Origin of the sequence: Leptothrix cholodnii SP-6 (genome assembly GCF_000019785.1) — a bacterium.
GTDB lineage: Bacteria > Pseudomonadota > Gammaproteobacteria > Burkholderiales > Burkholderiaceae_C > Sphaerotilus > Sphaerotilus cholodnii.
Genome location: NC_010524.1, coordinates 4,853,580 through 4,879,163 on the forward strand (window position 1 = coordinate 4,853,580; position 25,584 = coordinate 4,879,163).

General features: G+C 71.0%; 23 protein-coding genes. 11 read left to right on the top strand and 12 right to left on the bottom strand.

Annotated features, from left to right (window positions below):
* The 3 genes from LCHO_RS21590 to LCHO_RS21600 form a co-directional block, all read right to left on the bottom strand.
* Positions 1-1,371: a sigma-54-dependent transcriptional regulator gene (locus tag LCHO_RS21590; RefSeq protein WP_012349330.1), complete on the bottom strand. Its 1,371-nt coding sequence runs from the start codon at positions 1,369-1,371 to the stop codon at positions 1-3.
* 3 nt (positions 1,372-1,374) lie between these two features.
* On the bottom strand, positions 1,375-3,177 hold the full coding sequence (locus LCHO_RS21595; RefSeq protein WP_012349331.1) for a sensor histidine kinase: 1,803 nt from the start codon (positions 3,175-3,177) through the stop codon (positions 1,375-1,377).
* A 67-nt stretch (positions 3,178-3,244) separates the two neighbouring features.
* Positions 3,245-4,588 carry a dicarboxylate/amino acid:cation symporter gene (locus LCHO_RS21600; protein WP_012349332.1) on the bottom strand — a complete coding sequence of 448 codons (1,344 nt, stop codon included), beginning with the start codon at positions 4,586-4,588 and terminating at the stop codon, positions 3,245-3,247.
* Between the two features lie 412 nt (positions 4,589-5,000).
* Between LCHO_RS21600 and LCHO_RS22480 the strand changes: the two genes are divergently transcribed.
* A complete protein-coding gene (locus tag LCHO_RS22480) occupies positions 5,001-6,191 on the top strand; it encodes an MFS transporter (RefSeq protein ID WP_012349333.1) in 1,191 nt (396 codons plus the stop codon).
* A gap of 12 nt (positions 6,192-6,203) precedes the next feature.
* Here the strand turns inward: LCHO_RS22480 and LCHO_RS21610 are convergent, their stop codons facing one another.
* Positions 6,204-7,028, bottom strand: coding sequence for a sulfite exporter TauE/SafE family protein (locus LCHO_RS21610; RefSeq protein WP_012349334.1), 825 nt, complete (start codon positions 7,026-7,028; stop codon positions 6,204-6,206).
* A 164-nt stretch (positions 7,029-7,192) separates the two neighbouring features.
* Between LCHO_RS21610 and LCHO_RS21615 the strand changes: the two genes are divergently transcribed.
* Complete coding sequence (locus tag LCHO_RS21615; RefSeq protein WP_012349335.1) at positions 7,193-7,849, top strand: GntR family transcriptional regulator; 657 nt, start codon at positions 7,193-7,195, stop codon at positions 7,847-7,849.
* 12 nt (positions 7,850-7,861) lie between these two features.
* Here LCHO_RS21615 and LCHO_RS21620 read toward each other — a convergent pair whose 3' ends face one another.
* From LCHO_RS21620 to LCHO_RS21645, 6 genes are all read right to left on the bottom strand, one after another.
* Positions 7,862-8,773: an ornithine cyclodeaminase family protein gene (locus LCHO_RS21620; protein WP_012349336.1), complete on the bottom strand. Its 912-nt coding sequence runs from the start codon at positions 8,771-8,773 to the stop codon at positions 7,862-7,864.
* 47 nt (positions 8,774-8,820) lie between these two features.
* Positions 8,821-9,549, bottom strand: a complete 729-nt coding sequence (locus tag LCHO_RS21625) for a GntR family transcriptional regulator (protein ID WP_012349337.1) — start codon at positions 9,547-9,549, stop codon at positions 8,821-8,823.
* Entirely contained in the window at positions 9,546-10,244 is a 699-nt protein-coding gene (locus LCHO_RS21630) for a sulfite exporter TauE/SafE family protein (protein ID WP_050757541.1), read from the bottom strand. Before LCHO_RS21630 ends, LCHO_RS21625 begins: the two co-directional genes overlap by 4 nt.
* 76 nt (positions 10,245-10,320) lie before the next feature.
* The gene (locus LCHO_RS21635; protein ID WP_012349339.1) at positions 10,321-10,656 is read right to left on the bottom strand and encodes a 2Fe-2S iron-sulfur cluster-binding protein; all 336 of its coding nucleotides are present in this window, start codon (positions 10,654-10,656) and stop codon (positions 10,321-10,323) included.
* A gap of 11 nt (positions 10,657-10,667) precedes the next feature.
* Entirely contained in the window at positions 10,668-10,964 is a 297-nt protein-coding gene (locus tag LCHO_RS21640) for a hypothetical protein (RefSeq protein ID WP_012349340.1), read from the bottom strand.
* A 46-nt stretch (positions 10,965-11,010) separates the two neighbouring features.
* A complete protein-coding gene (locus tag LCHO_RS21645; protein WP_012349341.1) occupies positions 11,011-11,346 on the bottom strand; it encodes a 2Fe-2S iron-sulfur cluster-binding protein in 336 nt (111 codons plus the stop codon).
* Between the two features lie 372 nt (positions 11,347-11,718).
* Between LCHO_RS21645 and LCHO_RS21650 the strand changes: the two genes are divergently transcribed.
* From LCHO_RS21650 to LCHO_RS21680, 7 genes are all read left to right on the top strand, one after another.
* The gene (locus tag LCHO_RS21650; protein WP_012349342.1) at positions 11,719-12,450 is read left to right on the top strand and encodes an iron-containing redox enzyme family protein; all 732 of its coding nucleotides are present in this window, start codon (positions 11,719-11,721) and stop codon (positions 12,448-12,450) included.
* A gap of 65 nt (positions 12,451-12,515) precedes the next feature.
* Positions 12,516-13,991, top strand: coding sequence for an aldehyde dehydrogenase family protein (locus tag LCHO_RS21655; RefSeq protein ID WP_012349343.1), 1,476 nt, complete (start codon positions 12,516-12,518; stop codon positions 13,989-13,991).
* A 27-nt stretch (positions 13,992-14,018) separates the two neighbouring features.
* Positions 14,019-14,498 (top strand): GlcG/HbpS family heme-binding protein, encoded by a 480-nt coding sequence (locus tag LCHO_RS21660; RefSeq protein WP_012349344.1) that lies wholly within the window; start codon positions 14,019-14,021, stop codon positions 14,496-14,498.
* Between the two features lie 25 nt (positions 14,499-14,523).
* Positions 14,524-15,519 carry a 2Fe-2S iron-sulfur cluster-binding protein gene (locus LCHO_RS21665; protein WP_012349345.1) on the top strand — a complete coding sequence of 332 codons (996 nt, stop codon included), beginning with the start codon at positions 14,524-14,526 and terminating at the stop codon, positions 15,517-15,519.
* A gap of 434 nt (positions 15,520-15,953) precedes the next feature.
* Positions 15,954-17,483 carry a hypothetical protein gene (locus tag LCHO_RS21670; protein ID WP_012349346.1) on the top strand — a complete coding sequence of 510 codons (1,530 nt, stop codon included), beginning with the start codon at positions 15,954-15,956 and terminating at the stop codon, positions 17,481-17,483.
* Positions 17,484-17,488: 5 nt separating this feature from the next.
* Positions 17,489-18,973, top strand: a complete 1,485-nt coding sequence (locus tag LCHO_RS21675) for a gamma-glutamyltransferase family protein (protein ID WP_012349347.1) — start codon at positions 17,489-17,491, stop codon at positions 18,971-18,973.
* A gap of 41 nt (positions 18,974-19,014) precedes the next feature.
* Entirely contained in the window at positions 19,015-19,632 is a 618-nt protein-coding gene (locus LCHO_RS21680; protein WP_012349348.1) for a glutathione S-transferase family protein, read from the top strand.
* Positions 19,633-19,645: 13 nt separating this feature from the next.
* Here LCHO_RS21680 and LCHO_RS21685 read toward each other — a convergent pair whose 3' ends face one another.
* Positions 19,646-20,629, bottom strand: coding sequence for an isopenicillin N synthase family dioxygenase (locus LCHO_RS21685; protein WP_012349349.1), 984 nt, complete (start codon positions 20,627-20,629; stop codon positions 19,646-19,648).
* 73 nt (positions 20,630-20,702) lie between these two features.
* Positions 20,703-20,828 (bottom strand): hypothetical protein, encoded by a 126-nt coding sequence (locus tag LCHO_RS24170; RefSeq protein ID WP_262925503.1) that lies wholly within the window; start codon positions 20,826-20,828, stop codon positions 20,703-20,705.
* Here LCHO_RS24170 and LCHO_RS21690 point away from each other — a divergent pair.
* Together LCHO_RS21690 and LCHO_RS21695 are read left to right on the top strand one after the other, a co-directional pair.
* Positions 20,827-23,850 (top strand): hypothetical protein, encoded by a 3,024-nt coding sequence (locus LCHO_RS21690; protein ID WP_150105546.1) that lies wholly within the window; start codon positions 20,827-20,829, stop codon positions 23,848-23,850. The two genes, LCHO_RS24170 and LCHO_RS21690, sit on opposite strands and share 2 nt — an antisense overlap.
* Complete coding sequence (locus tag LCHO_RS21695; RefSeq protein ID WP_012349351.1) at positions 23,847-25,523, top strand: substrate-binding domain-containing protein; 1,677 nt, start codon at positions 23,847-23,849, stop codon at positions 25,521-25,523. Before LCHO_RS21690 ends, LCHO_RS21695 begins: the two co-directional genes overlap by 4 nt.
* The last annotated feature ends 61 nt before the right edge of the window (positions 25,524-25,584 follow it).

Sequence of the window (25,584 nt, forward strand, 5' to 3'; positions counted from 1 at the left end):
TCAGCCTTCCGGCTTGAAGCTGTCGGTGCTGATGCGCAGCCGGCGCAGCTTGTCGTAGAGCGTCTGCTTGGGCAGGCCGAGCGCCTTGGCGGCGAGTGCCACGTCGCCGTGTTGGCGCTTGAGCGCCTCGCTGATCATGACGCGCTCGAACTGCTCGATCTGCTCGGGCAGCTTGCTCGGCTGGGCCTGGTCCTGCGCGGCCAGTTCGAGACGCTCGCCGAGCAGGCCGAGCACGAAGCGATCGGCCACGTTGTGCAGCTCGCGCACGTTGCCGGGCCAGGGGTGCGCCATCAGTTCGGCCAGCTGTGCGCCGCTGAGGGAAGGCGCGCTGCGCTGGTAGCGCCCGGCGGCCTGCAGCGTGAAATGTTCGAACAGCAGCGGGATGTCCTCGCGCCGCTCGCGCAGCGGCGGCAGCTCGATGAAGGCCACGCCGATGCGGTAGTAGAGGTCGGCGCGGAACTTCTGCTGATCACTCAAGCGTTTCAGATCCTGCTTGGCCGCGGCGATCACGCGGCAGTTCACCGCCACCGGCGTGTTCGAACCCACTCGCTCGATGCTGCGCTCCTGCAGCGCGCGCAGCAGCTTGATCTGCACGGCCATCGGCATGCTCTCGATCTCGTCGAGGAACAGCGTGCCGCCGTGCGCATGTTCGAACTTGCCGATGCGCTGGCGGGTGGCGCCGGTGAACGAGCCGACCTCGTGGCCGAACAGCTCGCTCTCGGCCAGCGCCTCGGGCAGGCCGCCGCAGTTGAGCGGCACGTAGTGGGCGCGGCGGCGGTCGCTGTGGTCGTGCAGGCAGCGTGCCACCAGGTCCTTGCCGGTGCCGGTTTCGCCGTAGATCACCACGTCGGCCGAGGTCGAGGCCAGGTTCATCACCGTGCGCCGCACCTTCTGCATCTGCGCCGAGCGGCCCAGCAGCAGCGCCTGGATGCCGTGCCAGGTGTCCATCTCGTCGCGCAGCGCCTGCACCTGCAGCGTCAGGCGGCGTTTTTCGGCGGCGCGCCGCACCACCGTCACCAGCTGGTCGGACGAATACGGTTTGGCGATGAAGTCGTAGGCGCCGCGCCGCATCGCCTGCACCGCCATCGCGATGTCGCCGTGGCCGGTGACCAGGATCACCGGCAGCTCGGCGTCGATGGCGCGGATCTGATCGAGCCACTCGGTGCCGCTGCTGCCGGGCAGCTGCACGTCGCTCAGCACCACCGCCGGCACGCCGGCGCGGATGCGTGCACGCGCCGCCTCGACCGAGCCGAAGGCGTCGACCGCCAGGCCGGCGAGTTCGAGTGCCTGGGCGCTGCCGGCGCGCACGTCCTCGTCGTCCTCGACGTAGATGACGCGGATGGCGGCGGCTTCGGGGGTGGCTTCACTCATGTTTCACTCGTGGGCTTGGGGCGCCGGCTGCGCGGCGGTTTCCGGCGCGGTGGGGATCGGCAGGTCGATGACGAAGCAGGCGCCCGCGCCGTCGACGTTGTGGGCGCCGAGTGTGCCGCCCAGTTCGCGCGCGAGGTGGGCCGAGATCATCAGGCCCAGGCCGAGGCCGGCGCCGGCCGGCTTGCTGGTGACGAAAGGCTCGAACAGGCGCGCCAGGATGTCGGCGCGGATGCCCGGGCCGCTGTCGCGCACGCGGATCACGCAGCGGCCTGCGGCGCCGGCTGCGGCCTCGATGCGCAGCGTGCGCGGCGATCCCGGGGGCGCCGCGGCCATCGCGTCGATGGCGTTGCCCATCAGGTTGACGAGCACCTGTTCGAGCCGGGTCTCTTCGGCCAGCGCGGCCAGGCCGGCGGGCTGCACCGACACGTCGAGCTCGACGGCCTGCTCGCGCAGCCGTTGCGCGATCAGGAACTGCGCGTTGGCGATGGCGCGCTGCAGGTTTACCGGTTCGAGCGCCGGAGCGGCCTTGTGGGCGAAGGCCTTGAGCTGGCCGGTCAGCCGGCCGAGCCGGTCGACCATGCGGCCGATGCGCTGCAGGTTGGCCTGCACGTCGGCCGTGCGCTGCTGTTCGAGCAGCAGGCAGGCGTTGTCGGACAGCGTGCGCATGGCGCCGAGCGGCTGGTTCATCTCGTGCACCAGGCCGGCCGACATCTGGCCCAGCGCGGCCATCTTGCCGGCGTGCACCAGCTCGTCCTGCGCAGCGCGCAGATCGGCGGTGCGCTCGGCCACCTTGGCCTCCAGGCTGTCGTGTGCGGCCTGCAGCGCGGCCTGGTTGGCGAGGCGCTGTCGCAGCGCGCGCTGGCGTTGCAGCGCGAGCGTGGCGATCAGCAGCAGCACGGCGCTGGCCAGCGCGGCGGTGACGGCCATGGTGCGGGCGCCGGCACGCACCGGTGCAAGCTCGTCGAGCACGATCAGGCGCCAGCCGACCGGCGCGAGCAGGCGCTCGGAGCGCCGGTAACGGTCGTGGCCGATCGCCAGCGGCACCAGCGGTGCGTCGCCGTAGGGGCGGCTGCCGGCCAGTTCCTGGCGCACCTGCGTCGACAACGGCGCGAGCGGCCGGTATTTCCACTCCTCGCGGGTCGACAGGATGACGACGCCGCGCTGATCGGCCAGCAGCACCTCGCCGGGCAGCTTGCGCCATGAGGGCTCGACCGCTTCGAGCGAGACCTTGACGGTGGCCACGCCGCGCTGGCGGCCCTGCTGCATCAGCACGTACGACAGGTAGTAGCCGGCCCGGTGGCTGGTGACGCCGACGCCGTAGAAGCGCCCGCGGCCGTGTTCGAGCGCGTCGCGCACATAGGGCCGGAACGACAGGTCGGCGCCGATCGGCGTGCCGGGATCCTCCCAGTCGGACGCCGCCTGGCAGCGCCCGACGGTGTCGGTCACGTAGAGGTTGGCGGCGCCGGCGGTGGCGTTGATGCGCTGCAGCTGGCGGTTGGCCTGATCACGCAGCGCGGCGTCGTCGGGCTGGTCGAGCAGCGCGGCCACGCTGGGCGTGATCTCCAGCAGCGCGGGCAGGTAGTCGAAGCGCGCCAGGTCGCTGGCCAGGCCGGTGGCGACCAGGTCGAGCCGGTGCTGCGCGGCTTCGGCCAGGCGCGCCAGGCCGGCGCGCATCGACAGCGTGTGGCCGGTCAGCGCCGCGGCCGCCATCAGCAGCAGCGCGCCGCCCCAGCCCAGCACGCGGCGGGTGCTGCGGCCGATCCGGCGGCGTGCAGGTGCCGGCGAGGCGATCGGGGTCGAGGTCATGCGGGCGGCTCTTCATGTCACTCCGATCGAGTTTGACACGAGGGCCGCCCGCGGCGGGGCAGGCCGCTCAGCGCGCGGCCGGCACCGGCATGTGCTGGTCGATCTCGTCGAGCACGGCTTCGGGCTCGTTGGCCTCGGCCTCGGTCTCGCGGTCGAGGTGGTAGCGCATCTGCTTCTCGTCCAGGTCGCCGGTCCACTTGCCGACCACCACCGTGGCCACGCCGTTGCCGATCAGGTTGGTCAGCGCGCGCGCCTCGCTCATGAAGCGGTCGATGCCCAGGATCAGCGCGAGGCCTGCCACCGGCACGCCGCCCACCGCGCTCAGCGTGGCCGCCAGCACGATGAAGCCGCTGCCGGTCACGCCGGCCGCGCCCTTGCTGGTCAGCAGCAGCACCGCCAGCAGCGTGAGCTGCTGCGTCAGCGTCATCGGCGTGTCGGTGGCCTGGGCGATGAAGACCGCCGCCATCGTCAGGTAGATCGAGGTGCCGTCGAGGTTGAACGAGTAGCCGGTCGGCACCACCAGGCCGACGGTCGACTTGCGCACGCCCAGGTTCTCGAGCTTGGCCATCATGCGCGGCAGCACCGATTCGCTGCTCGACGTGCCCAGCACGATCAGCAGCTCTTCCTTGATGTACTTGATGAACTTCCAGATCGAGAAGCCGTGCGCCTTGGCGATCAGCCCCAGCACGCCGAAGATGAAGACCAGGCAGGTGGCGTAGAAGGTGCCCATCAGCTTGGCCAGCGGGATCAGCGAGCCCAGGCCGTACTTGCCGATGGTGAAGGCCATCGCGCCGAACGCGCCGATCGGCGCCACCTTCATGATGAAACCGACGATCGCGAACAGCACGTGCGAGGTCTTCTCGATGAAGTCGAACACCAGCGTGCCGCGGCCGCCGAACTGGTGCAGCGCGAAGCCGAACATCACCGAGAACAGCAGCACCTGCAGCATCTCGCCCTTGGCGAAGGCGTCGACCACGGTGGTCGGGATCACCGCGAGCAGGAACTCGGTGGTGGTCTGCATCTTGCCCGGCGCGGTGTAGGCGGCGATGCCCTTGGTGTCGAGCGTGGCCGGGTCGACGTGCATGCCCACGCCCGGCTGCACCAGGTTGACGATCAGCAGGCCGAGCAGCAGCGCCAGCGTGCTGACCACCTCGAAATACAGCAGCGCCAGGCCGCCGGTCTTGCCGACGCGCTTCATGTCCTCCATGCCGGCGATGCCGACCACCACGGTGCAGAAGATGATCGGCGCGATGATCATCTTGATCAGCTTGATGAAGCCGTCGCCGAGCGGCTTCATGGCGGTGCCGGTCTCGGGCCAGTAGTGGCCGAGCAGCACGCCGATCACGATCGCCGTGATGACCTGGAAATAGAGCGAGCGATAGAACGGCAGCGGGCCGGATGGTGTGTGCATGTTGTCTCCGTCGAGGACTGGGGCGGGGTCGGGTCGGACCGCCTGGGGGCTGGGCCGGGCGGATCACGCGCGGCAGGCTCTCAGCGCAATGCGCGTGCCAGCCCGAACGGGGCTCGGTGAGGCATGCAAGTGCTTGTTTTGAAACGGATTTTTCTCAAGCGCCCGAACCGGGTCGAACGACCGGCCGGAATGCCGGCATCGGCGTCGTATGGCCGGTCGATGTCAGGACCTAGGGTTTTTACGGGGTTCCGGTCGCCCGGCCCGATATCCCCCCGGCCCGCTGCCCGGAACCCTTCGGCGACACTCGGGTTCTCCCTGGGGCCGATCGGTCCCCCACCTCGCACCCCCTCATGGCCAGCCACCGCGAATTGCTGTCGACGACGATCTCCTCCTGCGCTGCGGGCCGGCGGCCATGAGCGTGGCCAGCCCGGCGATCTCGCTCGCGCGCAGCCGCATCGCCTCGCCCCGCTGGGTGACCGCGGGCGTGTTCTTCGCCTTCGCGCTCGGCATCGGCCTGTGGGCCGGCTCGATCCCGGTGCTGATGCGCCAGTCGGGCCTGACCGCCACCGGCCTGGGCCTGGCGATCACGCTGCACAGCGGCGCCTACATCCTGGCGATGATGGGCGCGGGCTGGCTGACGCGCTGGGTCGAGCTGCGCCGCCTGATCCGGGTGCTGCTGCTGTTGCACGCGGGTGCGTTTTTCCTGCTGTTCTCGGCCACCTCGCCGCTGTGGCTGACGCTGGCGCTGATCGCGCTGGGGCTGACCGCCGGTGCCACCGACCTGGCGATGAACACCGAGGCCACCGCGCTCGAGCGCGAGGCCGCCCGGCCGGTGCTGACGCGCATGCATGCCGCCGCCTCGGGCGCGTTCGCGATCGGTGCCATCAGCGGCAGCCTGCTGGCCAGCGCGGCCGGGCCGATGGCCTGCGCGGTGCTGGCCGCCGCGGCGATCCTGCCGGTGGTCTGGGCGGTGCAGCGGCTGGGCCCGCGCCCGCCGGTGGCGCTGCAGAAAGCGGCGCCGGGTGCGCGTGGCAGCGCCGGCTCGGTGGTCTGGCTGATCGGCGTGGTGCTCGGCCTGTCGATCGCCGCCGAGGTGACGGCGCAGATGTGGTCGGCGCAGTTCCTGGCCCAGCAGGCCGCGCAGCTGGCGGCGCTGGTCGGCGCCGGTGCGGCGCTGTTTGCCGGCTGCCAGTCGGTGGTGCGGCTGTTCGGCGACCGGCTGCGCAAGCGCTTCGACGACCTCGGCATCATCCGCGCCTCGCTGGCGCTGGCGGCGCTCGGTTTTGCGGTCGTGGCGCTGTCCGACCGTTTCGGCTGGAGCGTGCTCGGCTTCGCGCTGGTCGGCCTGGGCACCGCCTGCGTGGTGCCGTGCTGCTTCGCGCTGATCGCCCGCAGCGCGCCGCACCGCGCGGCGGCGGCGCTCGGCCAGGCCTCGCTGGTGGCCGGCCTGCTGCGGCTGCCGGCGCCGTTGTGCCTGGGTTACGTGGCGGCGGCCTGGTCCGACGCGGCCGCGTTCGCCGGGGTGGCGCTGGCGCTGGTGCTGGGCGTGCTGATGCTGGCGGTCCATGCACGCACCGGCGCCCGCATCGGCACCCGGTCTTGACCCCGACCCGGTTCAGCCCCAGGCCTTGACGGCCGAGTGCAGCATCTTCAGCGCCAGCACGAACAGGAAACCCGCGAACACCCGCTTGAGCGTGGCCACCGGCAGCGTCGACGCCAGCCGCGCGCCCACCGGCGCCATCAGCACGCTGGGCACCAGCACCGCCAGCAGCGCGGGCAGGTAGATGTAGCCGAAGCTGCCCGGCGGCAGGCCGGTGCTGCTCTGGCCGCCGAGGAAGTAGACGACGGTGCCGACGATCGCGATCGGCAGGCCGATCGCCGCCGAGGTGCCCACCGCGCGGTGGATCGTGACGTTGCACCAGGTCATGAACGGCACGCTCAGGAAGCCGCCGCCTGCGCCCACCAGCTGCGACAGCGTGCTGATCAGCACGCCGACGCCGGCCACGCCCGCCGCGCCGGGCAGGCTGCGGCTGGGCTTGGGCTTGGCGTTGAGGAACATCTGGGTGGCCGAGTACGACACGAAGACCGCGAAGATCAGCGCCAGCGTCGCGGTCGGCAGCTGCTTGGCGAGCGCGCCGCCGATCAGCCCGCCGATGGCGATGCCCGGCACGATCTGGCGCACGATCGTCCAGTCGACGTTGCCCTTGGCGTGGTGCGCGCGCAGGCTCGAGATCGACGTGAAGATGATGGTGGTCAGCGAGGTGCCGAGCGCCAGATGCAGCATCGACGCGGGCGCGAAATGCTGCAGTTCGAACAGCCACGCCAGCAGCGGCACGTAGAGCATGCCCCCGCCGATGCCGAGCAGGCCGGCCGCGAAGCCGCCGACACAACCCAGCGCCAGATAGGCCCCGATCCAGGGCAGCAGGTCGACGAGGTTCATGCCGCCCTCCGCCGGGTTGCGAGGGCTCGGTCGGCGCAGCGGGCCGATGACGGGTGGATGACGTTCTTCATGCGGGACTCGATGGATGTGAAAATGAGATGAATGTGTTCGCTGCGATGGGCCCTTGTCAGGGGCCGTGACGCCGCGATCCGGAGGACAGGGACATGGAATCGACGGAATCGATGGAATCGAGCCTGGGCGCGCGTCACTCGCCGCTCACGCATCTGGTGGTCAAGGAGATCCGCGAGCGCATCCTGAGCGGCGCCATCGCCGCCGGTGAGCGCCTGGTCGAGGGCCGACTGTCGGTCGAGCTGGGCGTGTCGCGCATGCCGGTGCGCGAGGCCTTGCGGCAGCTCGCGGCCGAGGGCCTGGTGACGATCGAGCCGCGCCGCGGCGCCTCGGTCACGAGCTTTTCCGACGACCAGATGCGCGAGCTGGTCGAGGTGCGCGCCACGCTCGAGGCGCTCAACGCCAAGCTCGCCGCCAAGCGCCACGACCCGCAGCAGATCGCCCGTCTCGAGAAGATCCTGGCCGACGGCGCGCGGGTGGCCGACCTGAACGATCCGGTGGCGGTGACCGAGTTCAACTCGCTGTTTCACGACACCCTCGGTGACATCGCCGCCAACTCGGTGCTCAAGGACCTGATGCGCTCGCTGCGTGACCGCACCGCGCTGCTGTTCGCGCCGCTCAACCGCAACCGCGGCCCGCAGAACTGGCAGGAGCACGCCGCCATCCTGCGCGCGGTGATCGCCGGTGATGCCGAGCTGGCCTCGCTGCTGGCGGCGCGCCATGTCTACAGCGCCGCGCGCATGGAGCCCTGAGCCGCGCGCGGCTCAGTGGCCGAGCAGCCGCCAGGCCAGCCCGGCCATCGCGACGTCCTCGAGCCCGACCCCGACCGACTTGTAGATCGTGATGGCCTCGGCCGACTGCCGGCCCGGGTGCTGCCCGCCGACCAGCTCGGCCAGTTCGACGATCTTGTGCGCCGGCACCACCGCCGGGTCGGCCAGCGCCAGGTCACCCGCCTCGCGCATTGACTGCGTGCGCCACTCGACGGCGATGCACGCCGCCCGCGCCAGCGCCACGTCGTCGAGCTCGCGGGTGTGCGGCAGGCTCGAACCGATCGCGGCGACGAAGGTTCCCGGCCGGATCGCCGCACCGGCGAACAGCGGTTGCGTGGCGCGCGAGGCGGTGACGATCAGGTCGGCGTCGGCGATCGCCTCGTCGGCGCCGCACAGGCGCACCGCCACGCCGCAATCGCGCTGCAGGCGCTCGATGCGCGCGGCGTCGGCATGCGGGTCGCAGACCGAGATCTGCGTCAGGTCGAAGGTCCGGCTCATCTGCAGCGCGTGTGCGCAACCCTGCACGCCGGCGCCGAACAGCGCCATGCGCCGGCTGTCGGCCCGGGCCAGGTGGCGCGCGGCGATCACCGAACAGGCGGCGGTGCGCAGCCGCGTGATGGCGCCGGCATCGAAGGAAGCGAGCGGCTGGCCGTCGACCGCCGAGAACAGCAGGATCACGAACGAGAACTGCCCGGCGATGGTGGTGTAGACCTTGGCGCCGACCACCTGCTGATCGGGAATCACCGCGCCCAGCGTCGATAGCTTGACGCCGCCGGCCTCGGTGCGGATGCGCTCCTGCATCGCGGCGCGGCCGGCGCCGAAGTGCTGGAAGGCGTCGAGCAGGACGGTCTGCGCATCTTCCGGGCGGATGAGCGCGTCAATCATCGAGTCGGTGATGTGTTGCATCGTCGGGGTCGGGGCTGAGAGAGAAGAAGGTTCGGGCCGCGCGGGCTTCAGGAGCCGGTGGCGGCGTGGCCCGCGTGGTCGCCGTGCGAGGCACCGCGGGCATCGAGGTAGGTCCGGGCGGCGCTGTAGACGTGCCGCGTGGCCAGCAGGCCGGCGAGGTCGGCATCGCCGTCGATCACCGCCTGCAGGATCTGCGCGTGCTCGATCCACAGCGGGCGCGCGCGCAGCTTGCGGTAGGGCGCGAACAGCAGCGCGGTGCGGTCGCGCAGCGAGCGCATCAGGTCCTGCAGCACGCGGTTCTCGGCCACCGTGGCGATCAGCTCGTGGGCCCGGGCGTTGATGGCGGCCAGCGCGTCGACGTCCTCGGCCTGTGCGGCCCGGTCGCCGGTGGCGATCAGTGCGTACAGCTGCGGCAGCTTGTCCGGATCGCGGCGCTGCGCGGCCAGCTTGGCGTTCAGGCCCTCGAGCGTGGCGCGCACCTCGATCAGCTCGACGGCGATGTCGTCGGAGATGCGGGTGACGCTGGCGCCGCGGCGCGGCTCGATGTCGACCAGGCCTTCGGAGGCGAGCTGGCGCAGCGCCTCGCGCACCGGCACGCGCGAGACGCCCAGCTCGGCCGACAGCTTGCCCTCGACCAGCCGGTCGCCCTGGTGGCGCGTGCCGTCGAGGATCTGCTGGCGCAGGTTGTGCACGATCACCGACACCAGCGAGGCATGGCGGTCGCCGAGCGTGGGCGACAGATCGGCGTGAAAGGCGGGAGTGACGAGGGTCATCATGGCGTGATCCATGTTCTGAAAAGGACACCCAGCGCGCCGGCCGTGGCCAGGCCCAGCAGCAGCGCCCTCACCGCCTTGCGGGAGAAACGCCGGTTCAGCGGACTGGAGGCCCAGAAGCCCAGCACGATCCAGGGAAGAAGCAGCACGCTCAGGTAGAGGTGCGAGCCGTCGAAGCGGCCCACCGCCGCCAGCATCAGCAGCGACAGCGCCGAGCCGACGAAGAAGACGCAGCCCAGTGTGGCACGCAGCCGGTCGGGCGGCATGTGCTGCATCGCGATCGCGAACGGCGGCGCGCCGGCCGAGGTGATGGTGCCCATCACGCCCGACGCCAGCCCGGCGATGCCGATGCGGGTGCGCGTGGCCGCCACCCGCCAGCCCGCCAGGCTGAGCGCCACGCCGGTGAGGATCAGCAGCGCGAACAGCACCGACAGCACCTGCGCCGACAGCAGCGTCAGGATCAGCCCGGCCAGCCCGGTGCCGATCACGCGCCCGACCAGCGCCGCGGCGGCGGTCGGCCACTCGATGGCGCGGAACTCGCGGATGCAGGTCATCAGCGCCAGCGGGCAGCCCAGCGCCAGCAGCGGCCCGGGCACCAGCGCCGGAAACAGCAGCGCGGCCAGCGGCGCCGAGAACATCGCGAAGCCGACCCCGCCGATGCCCTGCAGGCAGGCGCCCAGGAACACCGTCACCGCCATGCCCAGGTAGAGGCCGGCGTCGACGCCCGGGGGCAGCAGGGCGAGCAGATCGGTCACGGGCGCATCACCGTCACCATCACCAGGACACGCTGATGTCGCCGCCGCTGACGAAGGTCTGGCACGCCAGGCGCATGCCGGCGGCGAGCTGTTCGGGCGTCAGCAGCTTCTTCTCTTTCGCCTTGACCGCGTCGGTGTGCTCGCGCCCGCTCTCGATCGTGCACTTGCAGGTGCCGCACAGGCCGCCGCCGCACTTGAACGGGATGCCGCCTTTCTCGCGCAGCGACACCCGCAGGATGTTGCTGTTGTCGGGCGCGGCCACCACCATCGAGGCGTTGTTCAGGAAGGTGATGCTGACCTTGGGGCGGGGCGCCTCGGCGGTCGCGGCCGTGGCCGTCGGGGCGGGGTTTTCCATGGTGTCGGTGCTCATTGCTTGACCAGCTGGATGTCCATGCTGCCGAAGTGCGACAGGCTCTCGAGCTGGGCGCGTGCGGCGGCGAGGGTGTCGAACTTCTCGAGGAACTTCGAGGGCACGAGGTTGACCACCGGCTCGTCGGCGGATTCGTCGATCACGCGCACCTTGACCTCGTGTTCGATCGAGGCGACCACGAAGCCGGCGCGCTTGCGGCCGTAGAACAGGTAGTCGTAGGCCTCGACCTGTGCCATGCCGGGCGCCAGCTCGGTGCGGAACTGGCCGGGTTTGCTCGTCAGGATCACGTACATGGGTGTGTGGGCTCCAGGCTTCGAATGAGGGGGCGGTGCGGGGCGCTCAGGCGGCGGCTGCCGCAGCGGTGCCGGCCGGGGGCACGCAGACGGCGTCCTGCGACAGCTCGATGTCGTGCGTCACCCAGAGCTGGCAGGTCAGCCGGTAGCCCTGCCCGATGCGCTCGCCGAGCTGCTTCTTCTCTTTCCAGTTCGGTGCGGGCAGGTGCTCGGCACCCTTCAGGACCTGGCAGGCGCACTTGGCGCACTTGCCCATGCCGCACTCGTAGCGCAGGTTCGGATACGGGAACTGCTTGATGCCCGCGCGCACCACCAGGTTGGTGTCGGGCTTGACCTCGTCGGTGTACGTCTGGCCGTTGCTGTGGATGACGATGGTCGGCATGCGGGTCTTTCGGGTGGGCTGCGCTGCAAGTTATGAATACTGTATACCAACAATGAAGCCGATTCAAGAGCCCTGTTGCCGTTCACGCCCTTTCGGCTTCGCTTCCGGGTCGTTTCGCCACCGAGGGCCGGGCGCATGGGTCGCGACCCGCCCGATGTCGCATCCTTTCTGCGGACCTGCACCGCCTCCTTTCCAGCGCCTGCAACGGGCGCGGCCACTTGATCCCGAACAAGGGATGGCGTGCCGATGCGATTTTTTCGGCAGTGTTTGCATTGGCTCAAGTGTTAGTATACAGTATTCCACATGCCTTGTTCCTGGCATCGCTTCACTCCCGAGTCGATGCTTCAACCCGCCCTGCACCCGGAGCCTCCCATGACCGCATTGATGAACCGCGACGAATTCCGTACCGCTCTCGAAAACGCCATCAAGGGCAAGAGCGCCAACAAGTCACCCTTCAGCGTCGCCTGGGCCTCCGGCCAGTTGAGCCGCGCCCACCTGGCGCGCTGGGCCGAGAACCACTATCACTACGTCGGCCCGTTCGCCGACTACCTGGCCTATCTGTACGCCCGCACGCCCGACAGCTACACCGAGGCCAAGGACTTCCTGCTGCAGAACATGTTCGAGGAAGAGATCGGCGGCGATCGCCACACCGACCTGCTGATCCGCTTTGCCGAAGCCTGCGGCACCACCCGCGAGCGCGTGATCGACCCCGACAACATGTCGCCCACCACCCGCGGCCTGCAGAGCTGGTGTTATGCGGTGGCGATGCGCGAAGACCCGGTGGTGGCGGTGGCCGGCCTGGTGGTCGGCCTCGAATCGCAGGTGCCGTCGATCTACCGCCGCCAGACCCCGACGCTGCGCGACAAGTACGGTTTCACCGATGAGGAAGTCGAGTTCTTCGACCTGCACATCGTCTCCGACGAGATCCACGGCGAGCGCGGCTACCAGATCGTGCTCGAGCACGCCAACACGGTCGAGCTGCAGCAGCGCTGCCTGAAGATCTGCGAAGTCGGCGCGCAGATGCGCCTGCTCTACACCACCGCGCTGTACCACGACTACGTCGCCGCCGAGCTGCCGCTGTCGGACCTGAAGCTGGCCGCCTGAGCGCGTGCGCCCGCACCTGCGGGCGCCGATCCGTCCGTCTTTTTGTCATTCCAGCAGGGGTCCCGATGAGCACCAGCCACGCACCGTCACACAGCACCGACGTGTTCCTCAATCACATCGACGGGCAATGGGTTCCGAGCGTCCAGAACCAGACCTTCGACAACCGGAACCCGGCTGACACGCGTGAGCTTGTCGGCCGCTTCCAGGCCTCCGGCGAGGCCGATGCGCTGGCTGCGGTGGCGGCTGCGCAGGCCGCTTTCGACGGCTGGAGGCGCACGCCGATCGGCAAGCGCGCGGCGATGCTGCAGTCGGCCGCCGACTACCTCGAGCGCCATGCCGCCCGTTTTGCCGAAGAGCTGACTCGCGAAGAAGGCAAGCCCCTGTCGCTGGCGAAAGACGAGTTCCTGCGCTCGGCGCAGACGCTGCGTTTCTATGCGGTCGAAGGCCAGTCCTTCAGCGGCGAGACCTATCCGAACGACGACCCCGAGATGCTGGTCTACAGCCAGCGCGAACCGCTCGGCGTGGTGACCGTGATCGCGCCTTGGAACTTCCCGGTCTCGATCCCGGCACGCAAGATCGCGCCGGCGCTGATCACCGGCAACACCGTCGTCTTCAAGCCCTCGTCGGACGCGCCGTTGAGCGGCCTGCGACTGGCCGAGGCGCTGATCCAGGCGGGGCTGCCCAAGGGGGTGCTCAACTACATCACCGGCCGCGCCAGCGAGGTCGGGCCGGTCATCACCACCGCGCCGGCGGTGCGCGCGATCTCGTTCACCGGCTCGACCGGCGCGGGCGAGCAGATCCACCGCGCGGTGCCGCTGACCACGCGCCTGCAGATGGAGCTGGGGGGCAAGAATCCGCTGATCGTGATGGACGATGCCGACCTCGACAAGGCCGTCGACCTCGTCATCAAGGGCGGCTTCTCCCTGTCGGGCCAGGCCTGCACCGGCACCAGCCGGGTGCTGGTGATGGCGTCGGTCAAGGCCGCGTTCACCGACCGGCTGCTGACCCGCGTGGCCGCTCTCAAGATCGGCCCGGGCATGAGCGCCGGCATGGACATCGGCCCGCTGGCCACCGCCAAGCAGCTCGAGACCGTGCTGTCGTACATCGCCATCGGCAAAGGCGAGGCCACGCTGCTGTGCGGCGGCGAGCATCTGACGCACGGCGATTTCGCGCACGGCTATTACGTCTCGCCGGCGGTGTTCGACAACGTGACGCAATCGATGCGCATTGCGCAAGAAGAGATCTTCGGCCCGGTGATCGCATTGATCGAAGTGGCCGATTACGCCGACGCCATCGCCCGGGCGAATGACACCGAATACGGCCTCTCGGCCGCGATCGTCACCGGCAGCCAGCGGCATGCGCACAACTTCGCCAACGACATCCAGTCGGGCACCGTGAAGATCAATCGCACCACCACCGGCAACCTGATCAATGCGCCGTTCGGCGGATTGAAGCGCTCGAGCACGTCGACCTTCCGCGAGTCGGGCCGCGCCGGGCTGGAGTTCTACAGCCAGATCAAGACCGTCTATCGCGGCCTGTGAGCCGCACGCACAGAAGAAAGCATTGCCATGAAGAAGTCCATCAAGCTCGAAGTCGAAGAAGCCCGCCACATGATTGCCGCCGCGGTGCGCAAGGCGGCCGAGATCGGCGTCCTCGAAACCGTCTGCATCGTCGATGACGGCGGCTATCCGATCGTGATGGAGCGCATGAACGGCGCGCGCATCACCGGCCCGCAGATCGCCTGGAACAAGGCCTTCACGGCCGCCGGCCACAAGCGCTCGACGCACCTGTTCAATCAGGCTCCGAATGGTCCGGCATTGCCCGGCAATGAGGCCTTCGGCATCCAATTGAGCTTCGAGGGCCGCTTCGCGATCTTCGTCGGCGGCTTTCCGATCGTCGTCAATGGCGAGGTGATCGGCGGCGTCGGCCTGAGCGGCGGCAATGGCGAGCAGGATACCGCCTGCGGCGTGGCCGCCTTGCAGGCCCTGGCCGAGCTGCTGCCGCAGCCCGACTACAGCGTGCTGGTGCAGGCCGACATCAAGAAGTAAGCCCCGCCATCTCGCCGAGGTCACCATGCTTTATCGCGTTCAATTGCTCGAGACGAGCGAGTGCTTCGACGTCGAGCCCGACGAGACGATCCTGAGTGCGGCCCAGCGGGCGAATGTCGCGCTGGCCCATCAATGCCAGTTCGGCGCCTGCGGCACCTGCCGCATCAAGGTGATGCAGGGCGAGGTGGCCTACGCCGAGCCGCCGGCGGCACTGTCGGACGAAGAGGCCGCCGACGGTTATGCATTGGCCTGCCAGGCCTTGCCGCGCTCGGACGTGGTGGTGAGTGCGGCGCGCCCGCTCGCGCCCTGTTCCGACCCGCAGACCGTCACGGCCCGGCTCGAATCGATCCGCCCGCTCACGCCCGATGTGCTGCACGTCGCGCTCGAGCTGCCGGCTGATCTGGAGCTGGTCTATCGCCCCGGCCAGTACGTCAACCTGCTGACGGACGGCGGCGTGCGGCGCAGCTTCTCGCTGGCGTCCAAACCCGACGGACGGCGCATCGACTTCCAGATCCGCCGCATCCCGGGCGGGCGCTTCACCGACCAGCGGCTGGCGCAGATGGCACCGGGCGAGGCCATCGATGTCGAACTGCCGCTCGGCAGTTTCTGCTTCCACCCCGAGGACTACCGCCCGGTCGTGCTGGCGGCCACCGGCACCGGACTGGCGCCGATCAAGAGCATCGTCGAGTCGCTGATGGGCGACCCGGATTGCCCGCCGGTGGCGCTCTACTGGGGCGTGCGCACCGAGGCCGATCTCTACCTGCACGATGAAATCCAGCGCTGGCACGAACAGTTCGACGATTTCACCTACGTGCCGGTGCTGTCGCGTGCCGATGCCACGTGGCGCGGGCGCCGCGGCCACGTGCAGCAGGCCGTGCTCGAGGATCTGCCGGACCTGTCCGAGCACGCCATCTACCTGTGCGGCTCGCCGAACATGATTGCCGACGCCAAGCGGGCCTTCTGCGCCAGCGGCGCGAGTGCGGCGCACCTCTACGTCGACAGCTTCAACTTCCAGCCCTGAGCGCTGAACCGCCGACCCGGCAAGGGTCGGCGGTGCGCTCGTTTCCGACCCGATCCGAGTCCGGCCACCGCAGGTTTTTCACCTTCGGTGGCCTTTTTGCATCTGCGTGCAAACGAGCGGGCCGGGTGGCTTCCCGGGCTCGCCCGCATCGATGCACCGACGCACCAGAACGGGGCTGATGCACTCTAAGGGTATACGGTATACCAAACAAGAAACCAACATGGGATAGTCCGATCCAGGCAGGCAAGATCGCCTACGCTCGGAATGTCGCCCGGCGTCTGCGCCAGATCAAGGGCGTGGCAGGGCGGAGAGCCTGGATCGCTGCAGCTTGTGACAGAACATGGCCCGTAACGTGCTTATGTCTGCTCACGGTGCCATACAGTATACGAACGCACCATCAACGTACTTCCCGCCAACTTACCTACAGAGGCTCTATGGAAACAACCTTTTCGATCGGGGCGGCGCACTGGGCCTACCTGCTTGGGGTCGCGGTGATCGTCGTGACGATGATCTTCCGCGCCAACGTCGTGGTGCCGTCGATCGTCGCCACCTTCTGCGTTGCCTTGGCCTGGTCGGGCAGTCCGGTCTCGGCCATCGGCAGCATCTTCGGCGCCAGCTTCGTGGCGGCCAAGGAGCTCTTCAACATCTTCCTCGTGATCGCGCTGATGACGGCGCTGCTCAATGCCCTGAAGGGGCTGCGCTCGGACATCCGCATGGTCGAGCCGTTCCGCGCGGTGATGAAGAACGGCCATGTGTCGTACTTCATCCTGGCTGGCGTCACCTACTTCATCTCGCTGTTCTTCTGGCCCACGCCGGCCGTGCCGCTGGTCTCGGCGGTGCTGTTGCCCGCGGCCATCGCCGCCGGCCTGCCGCCGCTGGCCGGTGCCGCCGCGATCGCGATCGCCGGCCAGGGCATGGCGCTGTCGTCGGACTACGTGATCGGCGTGGCCCCCGGCATCAGCGCCAAGGCGTCGGGCACGGTCGCCGCCGTGGTCGCCGACCGCGCGCTGGTGCTGTCGATGGTGGTCGGCGCGATCGCGCTGATCATGGTCTACGTCACGCTGCGCAAGCACTTCAAGGCGCCCAGCGGGGCCCTGCTCGACCAGTGGCAGGCACAGGCCAGCGAAGGCGGCGCCGTGGCGCATGACGAAGGCACCACCCACAAGGCCGAGATCGCCCAAGGCACCCGCCGCGACGAGCCGCTCTTCAGCGAAAGCGACATCGACCGCGAGCTGCACGACATCGAGCGCAAGCGCGTCAAGTGGTCGAAGCTGTTTGCGGTCATCACGCCGATCGCCTTCCTGGGCGTGGTGGCGCTGATGGTGCTGCCCAAGTTCGTCGGCGGCCTGCCCACCATCAAGGGGGGCGACGCCGCCTCGCTGGTGGGGGGCATGGCGGCTGCGCTGATGATCTTCGCCACGCTGGCGATGCACGGCCCGCGCAAGATGCTCGACGCCAGCGCCGACCACATCACCGAAGGTTTCGTGTTCGCCTTCCGCGCCATGGGTTCGGTGCTGCCGATCGCCGGCTTCTTCTTCCTCGGTGCCAGCGAGACGGCCGCCAGCATCCTCGGCCTGCCCGCGGACAAGACGCCCAGCCTGCTGTTCGAGCTGGTGCAGAGCGCGCAGCAGTGGATTCCGCACAACCCCTTGCTGGTCGGCTTCGGCGTGCTGATCGTCGGCATGATCACCGGCATCGACGGCTCGGGCTTCTCGGGCCTGCCGCTGACCGGCGCGCTGGCCGGCGCGATGGCCCCGGTCTCGGGTGTCGACGCCGCCACGCTGGCCGCCCTCGGCCAGATGGGCGCCATCTGGACCGGCGGCGGCACGCTGATCGCCTGGTCGTCGCTGATCGCGGTGGCCGGTTTCGCCCGCGTGCCGGTGCTCGATGCGGTGCGCGTGCTGACCGTGCCGGTGCTCACCGGCCTGGCGGCTGCGACGATCTTTGCCGTGACGTTCTTCTGAACGCCATGACTGCGATCCATGACGCAGGCCGCGCCGCGGCCCCGGGCGGCGTGATCGGCGAGCGCCAGATGGTGGCCTCGGGCCACCCGCTGGCGGTCGATGCGGCGCTGCGCATGCTGGCCGAAGGTGGCAGCGCCGTCGATGCCGCGATCGCCGCCGACGCCGTGCTCGGCGTGGTCGAGCCGATGGCCACCGGCATCGGCGGTGACCTGCTCGCCACCCTGGTCGCCCCCGACGGCAGCGCCACCTGCTACAACGGCACCGGCCGCGCGCCGGCCGCCCTGAGCGTCGACCTCGTCAGCCGGCTGCCCGGCCAGCGCATCGCCGAACGCCACGCCCTGTCGGTGACGACACCGGGCGTGGTGCGCGGCTGGCACGACCTGCACCGCGCACACGGCCGGCTGGCCTGGTCGCGCATCCTGGCGCCGGCCATCCGGGTGGCGCGCAACGGTTTTGCGGTGGCCCCGGTGGCGGCGCGCGAATGGGCGCTGTTCGACGCGGTGCTGCATGCCGACCCGAACTGCGCGGCGCTCTACCGCGCCGGCCGCGCGCCCCAGGCGGGCGAGCGGTACGCCAACCCCGAACTGGCCGGCCTGCTCGAAGCCGTCGCGGTCGAAGGCCCCGACGCCTTCTACCTGGGGGCGCCCGCGCGCGCCGCGGCCCGCGCCAACCAGCAGCTCGGCGGCGTGCTGAGCGCGGCCGATTTCGAGTGGCACCGCGGTGACTTCGCCACGCCGCTGTCGACCCGCTTCCGCGGCCTGACGGTGCTCGAATGCCCGCCTAACACGCACGGCCTGGCGGTGCTGCATGCGCTCGACGAACTCGAGCCGCAGGCGCTCGATGCGGCCGATCCGATGACCCACGTGGCGATGGCCGGCGCGATGGCACGCGCCATGGCGCATGCCAAGAAGACCGTCGCCGACCCGGCCGGCAACACCGTCTGCACCGTGGTGGTCGATGAGCAGGGCCTGGCCGTCACGCTGATGACGAGCGTGTTCAAGCGCTTCGGCTCGGCGATTGCCGTGCCGGGCTGCGGCTTCGTGCTGCAGAACCGCGGCTTCGGTTTCGCCGAGCCCGGCCACATCAACGGCCCCGGCCCGGGCAAGCGCCCGTATCACACCGTGGTGCCGGGTGCGGCGCTGAAGGATGGCCGCTTCCACGCCGGCTTCGGCGTGGTCGGCGGCGCGATGCAGCCGCAAGGCCATGTGCAGCTGCTGGTGCGGCTGGCGGCCTGGGGCGAGCCGCTGCAGGCCGCCATCGACGCGCCGCGCTGGCGCCTCGAAGGCACGCAGGCGCTGGCGATCGAGGACGGCACGCCGGCCCCCGTGCGCGAGGCCCTGCGCGGCGCCGGCTACACCGATCCGGTGGGGGCGGGCGAACTCGGCGGGCGCAGCGATTTCGGCGGCGCCCAGGTCGTGCTGCGCAGCGCCGACGGCCGGCTCGTCGGCGGCTCCGATCCACGCAAGGACGGCCTGGCGCGCGGCCTCTGAGCCACGCCGCCAGCATCCCGGCAGACAAGGCAGTACAAGACATGACACTGAAGATCTACGGCACCGCCAACTCGCGCGCCATCCGCACCCTCTGGGCCGCCGAAGAGCTCGGCCTCGACTACGAGATCGTGCCGCTGCACTACGCCAGCGACGCGGTGCGCAGCCCCGCCTATCTGGCGATCAATCCGAACGGCACCGTGCCCACCATCGACGACGGCGAGCAGGTGATGTTCGAGTCGCTCGCCATCAACCTCTACCTGGCCAAGAAACACGCGCCGCGCGGGCTCTGGGTCGATTCGATGTCGCAGGAGGCGCAGCTGCTGCAGTGGACGCTCTGGTCGGCCACCGAGGTCGAGCCGCTGGCGCGCCAGTGGTTCCACCACAGCAGCTTCCTGCCGCCGGCCGAGCGCCAGCCTGCCCTGGCCGAGAAGGCCCTCGAGGCGCTGCAGAAGCGCTTTCGCATCCTCGACGCGCTGTTCGCGACCGGGCCCTACCTGGTCGACGGCCGCTTCACGGTGGCCGACCTCAACCTCGCCAGCGTGCTGCTGCGCTTCACCGACCTGGGCGGCGGCGTGCACGGCCACGCGCTCGACTGGCACCGCCGCTGCATGGAGCGCCCCGCCGCACGGCGCGCCTTCGCGCTGCGCCAGGTGGCCTGAAGCACCGGCGGGTTCAGGCCGGCGCGACCGTGGTGCGGCGGTACATCTCGACGATGTGATCGCCGGCGCTGATCGGCGGGTGGTGCGGCGGGTCGTCGGCATCGAAGCAGCCGGGCAGGGCGCTGACCCTGGCGTGGTAGTCGATCTCGAAGAAGTAGGCGATCGAATACCGCTCGCCCGCCTGGCCGTCGCGTCCGGCCGGGCTGTGCACGCGGTGCAGCGTCGAGCGGTAGCGGTCGTTGGTCCAGCGCTGCATCAGGTCGCCCAGGTTGACGACGTAGCTGCCGGCGATGGGCGGCGCGGCGATCCAGCGGCCGTCGGCGCCCAGCACCTCGAGGCCGCCGGCGCCGTCCTGCATCAGCAGCGTCAGGGCGCCCCAGTCGGTGTGCGCGCCGCAGCCGATCTGGCCGTCGTGCACCTGCGCCGGCTGCGTCGGGTAGTGCAGCAGCCGCAGGATCGGCATCGGGTCGCGCAGGTACGACTCGAAGTGATCGCGCGGCAGCTTCAGGCCCAGCGCGATCAGCCCCATCAGGTGATGACCGAGTTGGCGCACCGCCGCCTCGTAGGCCTGCGTCGTCGCCTTGAAGCCGGGCACCAGCTGCTCGTCGGGCCATTGATTCGGGCCCTGCTGCGGCGTGCCGGCGCGCACCAGCGCATCGTCCGGGCCGCGGTCGACGCCGAGGTAGAAGCTCTCCTTCAGGTCGGCTGGCTTGCCCGGGTCGAGCACCTGCCAGCCGACCGGATCGAAGCCGCGCTGGATGCCCGAGCGGTCGATGTGCCAGCGGGTCTTGACGTCTTCAGGCAAGGCGAAGAAGCGCCGCGACAGCGCGAACGTGTCGTCGATCAGGCCCTGCGCGATGCCGTGCCCGCGCACGTAGAAGAAACCGTGTTCGCGGCAGGCTGCGGCGATCTGCGCGGCGCAGTCGTGCAGCGCGGCGGCGTCACCGCTGCGCGAGCCGGTCAGGTCGATCACGGGCAATGAGACGGGTGCGGGCATGGCGGCCTTGATCCTTTGGGGGCTGGGGGTTGTCCGGCCGACATCATGTCGCAGCCGCAGGCGCGCGTGGTTTTCACGCGCCGACGTGATCCGGCGTGATCGATACCCCGCGATCGGGGGTCGCTCGAAGTTCCGTCACGCGCTTGTCACGCAGCCCCCACACATTCGCGGCTTCCTGCTGAAACGTGCGTCGTGTCATGAGTCATTGCTTGATGGGTTTGGGGGCTGCTGGCCAGCGCATCGTCGCGGCTGCGCTCGACCGCTTGCAGCGGTCCGAGGTCGCAGACCTGCGGTTGACGGCCTTGGCGCTCGACACCGCGCCGCCACCCGCGCCCACCGCCGGGGAAACCGGCGCGTGGCCGCTGCAGCAGCTGCACCTGAGCGCCAGCGCGGCCGAGCTGCTGGCCCTGCTGCGCACGCGCGCCGACCTGCGCGCCGCCTGGGAGGTGCCGGGCTCGGCGCAGCCCTGGACGCAGGCGCTGCAGTCGGTGCTGGCGGGCGACGCGGGCGCCGACACCTTCGGCCGTGCGCTGGCGCGCAGCCTGCTCGCGGCCCGCCACAGCCAGGTCCTGACCGCCCTGCTGCAGGCCCTGGCGGATGCCGGCGAGGCCGGGGTCGAGGCCTGCCACGTCGTCGTCCAGCTCGGTGACATCGGCGCCGCCGGGCTGCTGGTCGACGTGCTGGGCCTGCTGCGGCTGCACCTGCCACCGGGCACGCCGATCCACCTGCATGCGCAACTGCCCGAGCCCGACACGGCCGGCGAGCGGCCGCTGCCGGCCGCCGAGGCGCTGGCCTGGGTGCAGCTGCAGGAGCTCGACGCCCTGGCGCGTGGCCAGGGCTGGCCCGAGCGGCTGGCCGGCGGCGAAGCCGCGGCGGCGCTGGCCGACGTGCCGGCCTTCGAGCACGGCTGGCTGTCGGGCGCGATCGACGAAGACGGCCTGCAGCAGCTCGACGCCACCCGGCGCGCCGCCCACGCCGCCGGCCTGCTGCAGCTGCTGATCGAACAGCCCGGCCTGGTCGACAGCTTGCGCGCCAGCCCGCCGGGCAGCAGCCGTTTCCAGGCCTGGGGCCAGGCGCAGCTGCGCTGCAACGCCCAGGCCATCCGCGCCCACCTGACGCAGGAGCTGCTGCTGCGCCTGCTCAGCCAGCTGCGCCATGACCACTGGCGGCCCGCGCTCGGCTACGTCAGCAGCCCGTCGTCGGCCGAGGCGGTGCAGCTGCTCGGCGACTCGCTGCTCGAGGCCTGGGGTGTCTCGCCGGCGCATCTGGGCCTGCAGCTCGGCCTGCCCGAAGTCGGCGAGGCCGACCAGCCGCCCGAGGCCGTCGAGCAGGAATGGCAGGCGCTGATGCAGCACGCCCTCGGCCTGCTCGACATGGTGCCGCCGGCCGGCCAGGCCGAGGAGCTGCGCCGGCTGATGCAGGAGGCGCATGACGAACGCTTCCGCGCGGTCGGCGTGCGGGCTGCCTTCGATCAGCCCGAGCACCAGCTGCGCAAACGCGCCGTGGCGGTGCGCCAGCGCATCGAGACCGCCTTGTGGACCGACTGGCGCGAGGGCCGCCGATCGCTCAACGGCTGCGGCCAGCTGCTCGCCGCCGCCGTCAGCCACGTGGCACGGCACGCCGAGGTCATCGACCGCCAGCGGCTCGAACGCGAAGCCCAGGCGCTGCACCTGACGCAGCTGGCCGAGGCGCGCCTGGCCGAATCGGCCGGCAGCCGGCGTGCTCGCTGGTCGCCGTTCGGTGCCCGGAGCGAAGACCTGGGCCCGCTGGCCCAGCTGCTGCGCGACGCCGGGCTGGCCCGCACCCGGGCCACGCAGGCGGCGCTGGCGATGCGCTACGGCGCGCTGCTGCTCGATCAGCTGACGGTGCTGCAGGGCATGGTCGACGCCGCCGAGCTGTCGTTGGGCGCCATGACGCAGACCGCCGACCACGCCGCCGCCGCCGCGTTGCCGCCGAGCGAGCCGGCCGACGGCGCCGCTGACGCGCTGATCGGCGAGCGCCTCGAATCGCGCCAGCTGATGGCCGACGCCCGCAGCCGGCTGGTGACCGGCGAGGCGGTGCAGCGCGCCCACGTGGCCGCGCTGCGCTCGGCCGCATTCAAGCGCTGGGGCGACCGGCCGAGCTTCCGGGCGCTGGCCCAGTGGCTCGACGAGGACGCCAGCCCGGCGGCGCTGCTCGGCCTGTGCGAAGCGCGCCTGCCGGTGTCGGCGGTGCAGTACGTGGTCGACGACGCCTGGGCGGGCCTGGGCCTGGCCTGGCTGGCCGACGCCGACGGCCGCGACCGCAACCTGGCCGCCTTGCAGCGCCGCGCGGTCATCGGCCTGGCGCCTGCCGCCGACACCGCCGAGGCGTTGCCGGCAGCCCGCACCGGCTGGTTCGTGCCCAATCGCCTGGCCGAATGCCTGGGCCACGCCCCGGAGCCGGAGCCCGCCGAGGCCCTGGTCGACCGGCCCGCCGAAGAACGCGTCGAGGCAGGCGCCGAAGCGACGGCTGACGCGGCCTCGGACGCCGCTGCCGGTGCGCCGACCCCATCTGTCGGGCCCGACGCTGCCCTGCCGCCGGCCCCGCCCGTGCCGCTGGCGCAGCGCCTGCGCGAGATCTGGCCCGCCAGCGCCGACGTGCTGCTCGTCAGCGCCTACCCGGCACTGGCGGTGGTGCGGGTCCAGGCGGCGGCCACGCCGCTGTCGTGGCGGCGCGTGCAGGAGCTGGCGACCTTGCACCAGGCCTGGCGGCGGCGCCACGGCAGCGCCGCGCGCGGCCTGCAGCTCGACGCCTGGCGCAGCCGGTCGGGCCCGGCCGACCGCGTGGCGCATGACCCCGGCGAGGTGCAGGCGGTGCTGCTGCTGGCCGATGCGCTGGGCCTGCTTGAAGAAACCCCGGCCGCCACGCTGGTCCAGCCCGAGGGCCTGCGCCTGACCCATGTCCGGCGCGATGCCGACGGCTTCGAGTTCGAGCGCATGGCGCTCGGCAGCGGCCTGGTCGACGCCGCCAACCGGCATGGCGCCGAGGTGCTCGGCACCCTGTACGACGACGTGCTCGACCGGATCCTGGCCAGCGCCGCCGAAGCCGGCACCGCCGAGCGCATCCGGCAGGCCATGCAGAGCCGCATCGACGGGCTCGCCGGCGGCTGGCCGCCCGAACAGCGCGACGAACGATCGCGGGCCTGGCACGTGGCCGCCCGCACCGCCATGAAGATCCTCCGACAGGACACCCACACATGAACGCACCCGCCACCCACGGCATCTGCACCAACCTGCCGAGTGCCTGCAGCCACGCTGCGACCCGCACCCCCGTGCCGATGAGCACGCCCGAGACCCGCTGCCCGGAGTGCCAGGCGCGCCTGCTGCCGGCTGCCGCGACGACGCCGGCCGCGGCCACCCGCGGGCTGGCGCCCTGGGTCATCGCGACCGCGCTCGCGCTGCTGGCCGCCGCGCTGCTGGTCGGCTGGCTGCTGATGCGCCCGGGCAACCGCGCCGCGCCGGCCAAGCCGGCCGCGGCCGCATCGACGCTGCAGCGTGCCGGCACGGTCGCCGGTTCGGGCGACGTGGTGCCGCAGCTCGCTCCCGGCACCCAGACGCTGCGGGTGCACGGCTCCAACACGGTCGGCGCCGCGCTGGCACCGGCGCTGCTGGAGTCCTTCCTGCGCCAGCAGGGCTACACCGAGGTCACGACCCAGCCCGGCGCCCGGCTCGAAGAGCGCGTGATGCGCGCCGCCAATGCCGACGGCACGGCCCGCGTCGAGGTGCAGCTGCACGCCCATGGCACCGCCACCGCCTTCACCGACCTGGCCGCCGGCACGGCCGACGTCGGCATGGCCTCGCGCCCGATCAAGAAGGACGAACTGGCGGCCACCCAGGCGCTGGGCGACCTGTCGTCGGCGGGCAGCGAGCACGTCATCGCGCTCGACGGCCTGGCCGTGGTGGTCAACCCCGCCAATCCGGTGCAGCGCCTGAGCATCGAGCAGCTGCGCCGGGTGTTCTCGGGCCAGGTCACGAACTGGGCCGAGGTGGGCGGCACGTCCGGGCCGATCGTGGTGCATGCGCGCGACGACAAGTCCGGCACCTACGACACCTTCAAGTCGCTGGTGCTGGGCAAGGACGCGCTGGTCGGCACCGCCCGGCGGCACGAGGACAGCACCGCGCTGTCCGACGCGGTGGCGCTCGACCCGCAAGCGATCGGCTTCATCGGCCTGCCCTACGTGCGCAACGCCAGCGCGGTGTCGGTGTCCGACGGCGCGGCGGTGCCGCTGCGACCCAGCCATTTCACGGTGGCGACGGAAGACTACGCGCTGTCGCGCCGGCTCTACCTCTACGTCGGCCGCGAGGCCCCCGAGCTGGCGCGCCGCTTCGTCACCTACGCCGCCTCCGACGAGGCCCAGCGCATCGCCGACGCGCAGGGTTTCATCGGCCAGCTGCCCGATGCCTCCGAGCCCGGCGCCGCCGCGGTGGCTGTGGCCGATCTGCCGCCGGCCTACCGCGCGCTCACCGACGGCGGCCGGCGCCTGTCGGTCAACCTGCGGTTCGTGGCCGGCGCCGAAGGTCTCGACAACAAGGCCCGGCGCGACATGGGCCGCATCGTGCGGCTGCTCGAACGGCGCCTGAAGCAGGATGAACGCGTGATGCTGCTCGGTTTCTCCGACGCCCTGGGCGGCGATTGCGCCAACCAGCGCCTGTCGCAGCAGCGCGCCACGGCGGTGGCGACCGAGCTGGCCACCTACGGCGTGCGCCCCGCGGTGGTCCACGGTTTCGGTTCGGCGGCGCCGATCGCGTCCAACGAGACCGGTGCCGGCCGCGAGCGCAACCGCCGGGTCGAGGTCTGGCTGACCTCGAAGGCGGTCGCCCAGCCCGAGGCCGTCAAGTGCGCGAGCCCGGTCGCGGCGGCCGCCTCGCGCTGATCGGCTGGCGTGTCATCCCGGCGCGCGCCGGTCGCGCGCCACAATCCGCGGTTTTCGACCG

What these genes read in the sequence shown, in the direction of transcription:
- LCHO_RS21675 (WP_012349347.1), top strand. Translation starts at nt 17,489, where the DNA reads ATGACTGCGATCCATGACGCAGGCCGCGCCGCGGCCCCGGGCGGCGTG.
- LCHO_RS21670 (WP_012349346.1), top strand. Translation starts at nt 15,954, where the DNA reads ATGGAAACAACCTTTTCGATCGGGGCGGCGCACTGGGCCTACCTGCTT.
- LCHO_RS21630 (WP_050757541.1), bottom strand. Translation starts at nt 10,244, where the DNA reads ATGGCGGTGACGGTGTTCCTGGGCGCCTGCCTGCAGGGCATCGGCGGG.
- LCHO_RS21615 (WP_012349335.1), top strand. Translation starts at nt 7,193, where the DNA reads ATGGAATCGACGGAATCGATGGAATCGAGCCTGGGCGCGCGTCACTCG.
- LCHO_RS21625 (WP_012349337.1), bottom strand. Translation starts at nt 9,549, where the DNA reads ATGATGACCCTCGTCACTCCCGCCTTTCACGCCGATCTGTCGCCCACG.
- LCHO_RS21690 (WP_150105546.1), top strand. Translation starts at nt 20,827, where the DNA reads ATGAGTCATTGCTTGATGGGTTTGGGGGCTGCTGGCCAGCGCATCGTC.
- LCHO_RS21595 (WP_012349331.1), bottom strand. Translation starts at nt 3,177, where the DNA reads ATGACCTCGACCCCGATCGCCTCGCCGGCACCTGCACGCCGCCGGATC.
- LCHO_RS21635 (WP_012349339.1), bottom strand. Translation starts at nt 10,656, where the DNA reads ATGGAAAACCCCGCCCCGACGGCCACGGCCGCGACCGCCGAGGCGCCC.
- LCHO_RS21640 (WP_012349340.1), bottom strand. Translation starts at nt 10,964, where the DNA reads ATGTACGTGATCCTGACGAGCAAACCCGGCCAGTTCCGCACCGAGCTG.
- LCHO_RS21665 (WP_012349345.1), top strand. Translation starts at nt 14,524, where the DNA reads ATGCTTTATCGCGTTCAATTGCTCGAGACGAGCGAGTGCTTCGACGTC.
- LCHO_RS22480 (WP_012349333.1), top strand. Translation starts at nt 5,001, where the DNA reads ATGAGCGTGGCCAGCCCGGCGATCTCGCTCGCGCGCAGCCGCATCGCC.
- LCHO_RS21610 (WP_012349334.1), bottom strand. Translation starts at nt 7,028, where the DNA reads ATGAACCTCGTCGACCTGCTGCCCTGGATCGGGGCCTATCTGGCGCTG.
- LCHO_RS21660 (WP_012349344.1), top strand. Translation starts at nt 14,019, where the DNA reads ATGAAGAAGTCCATCAAGCTCGAAGTCGAAGAAGCCCGCCACATGATT.
- LCHO_RS21655 (WP_012349343.1), top strand. Translation starts at nt 12,516, where the DNA reads ATGAGCACCAGCCACGCACCGTCACACAGCACCGACGTGTTCCTCAAT.
- LCHO_RS21645 (WP_012349341.1), bottom strand. Translation starts at nt 11,346, where the DNA reads ATGCCGACCATCGTCATCCACAGCAACGGCCAGACGTACACCGACGAG.
- LCHO_RS21685 (WP_012349349.1), bottom strand. Translation starts at nt 20,629, where the DNA reads ATGCCCGCACCCGTCTCATTGCCCGTGATCGACCTGACCGGCTCGCGC.
- LCHO_RS21650 (WP_012349342.1), top strand. Translation starts at nt 11,719, where the DNA reads ATGACCGCATTGATGAACCGCGACGAATTCCGTACCGCTCTCGAAAAC.
- LCHO_RS21620 (WP_012349336.1), bottom strand. Translation starts at nt 8,773, where the DNA reads ATGCAACACATCACCGACTCGATGATTGACGCGCTCATCCGCCCGGAA.
- LCHO_RS24170 (WP_262925503.1), bottom strand. Translation starts at nt 20,828, where the DNA reads ATGACACGACGCACGTTTCAGCAGGAAGCCGCGAATGTGTGGGGGCTG.
- LCHO_RS21680 (WP_012349348.1), top strand. Translation starts at nt 19,015, where the DNA reads ATGACACTGAAGATCTACGGCACCGCCAACTCGCGCGCCATCCGCACC.
- LCHO_RS21695 (WP_012349351.1), top strand. Translation starts at nt 23,847, where the DNA reads ATGAACGCACCCGCCACCCACGGCATCTGCACCAACCTGCCGAGTGCC.
- LCHO_RS21590 (WP_012349330.1), bottom strand. Translation starts at nt 1,371, where the DNA reads ATGAGTGAAGCCACCCCCGAAGCCGCCGCCATCCGCGTCATCTACGTC.
- LCHO_RS21600 (WP_012349332.1), bottom strand. Translation starts at nt 4,588, where the DNA reads ATGCACACACCATCCGGCCCGCTGCCGTTCTATCGCTCGCTCTATTTC.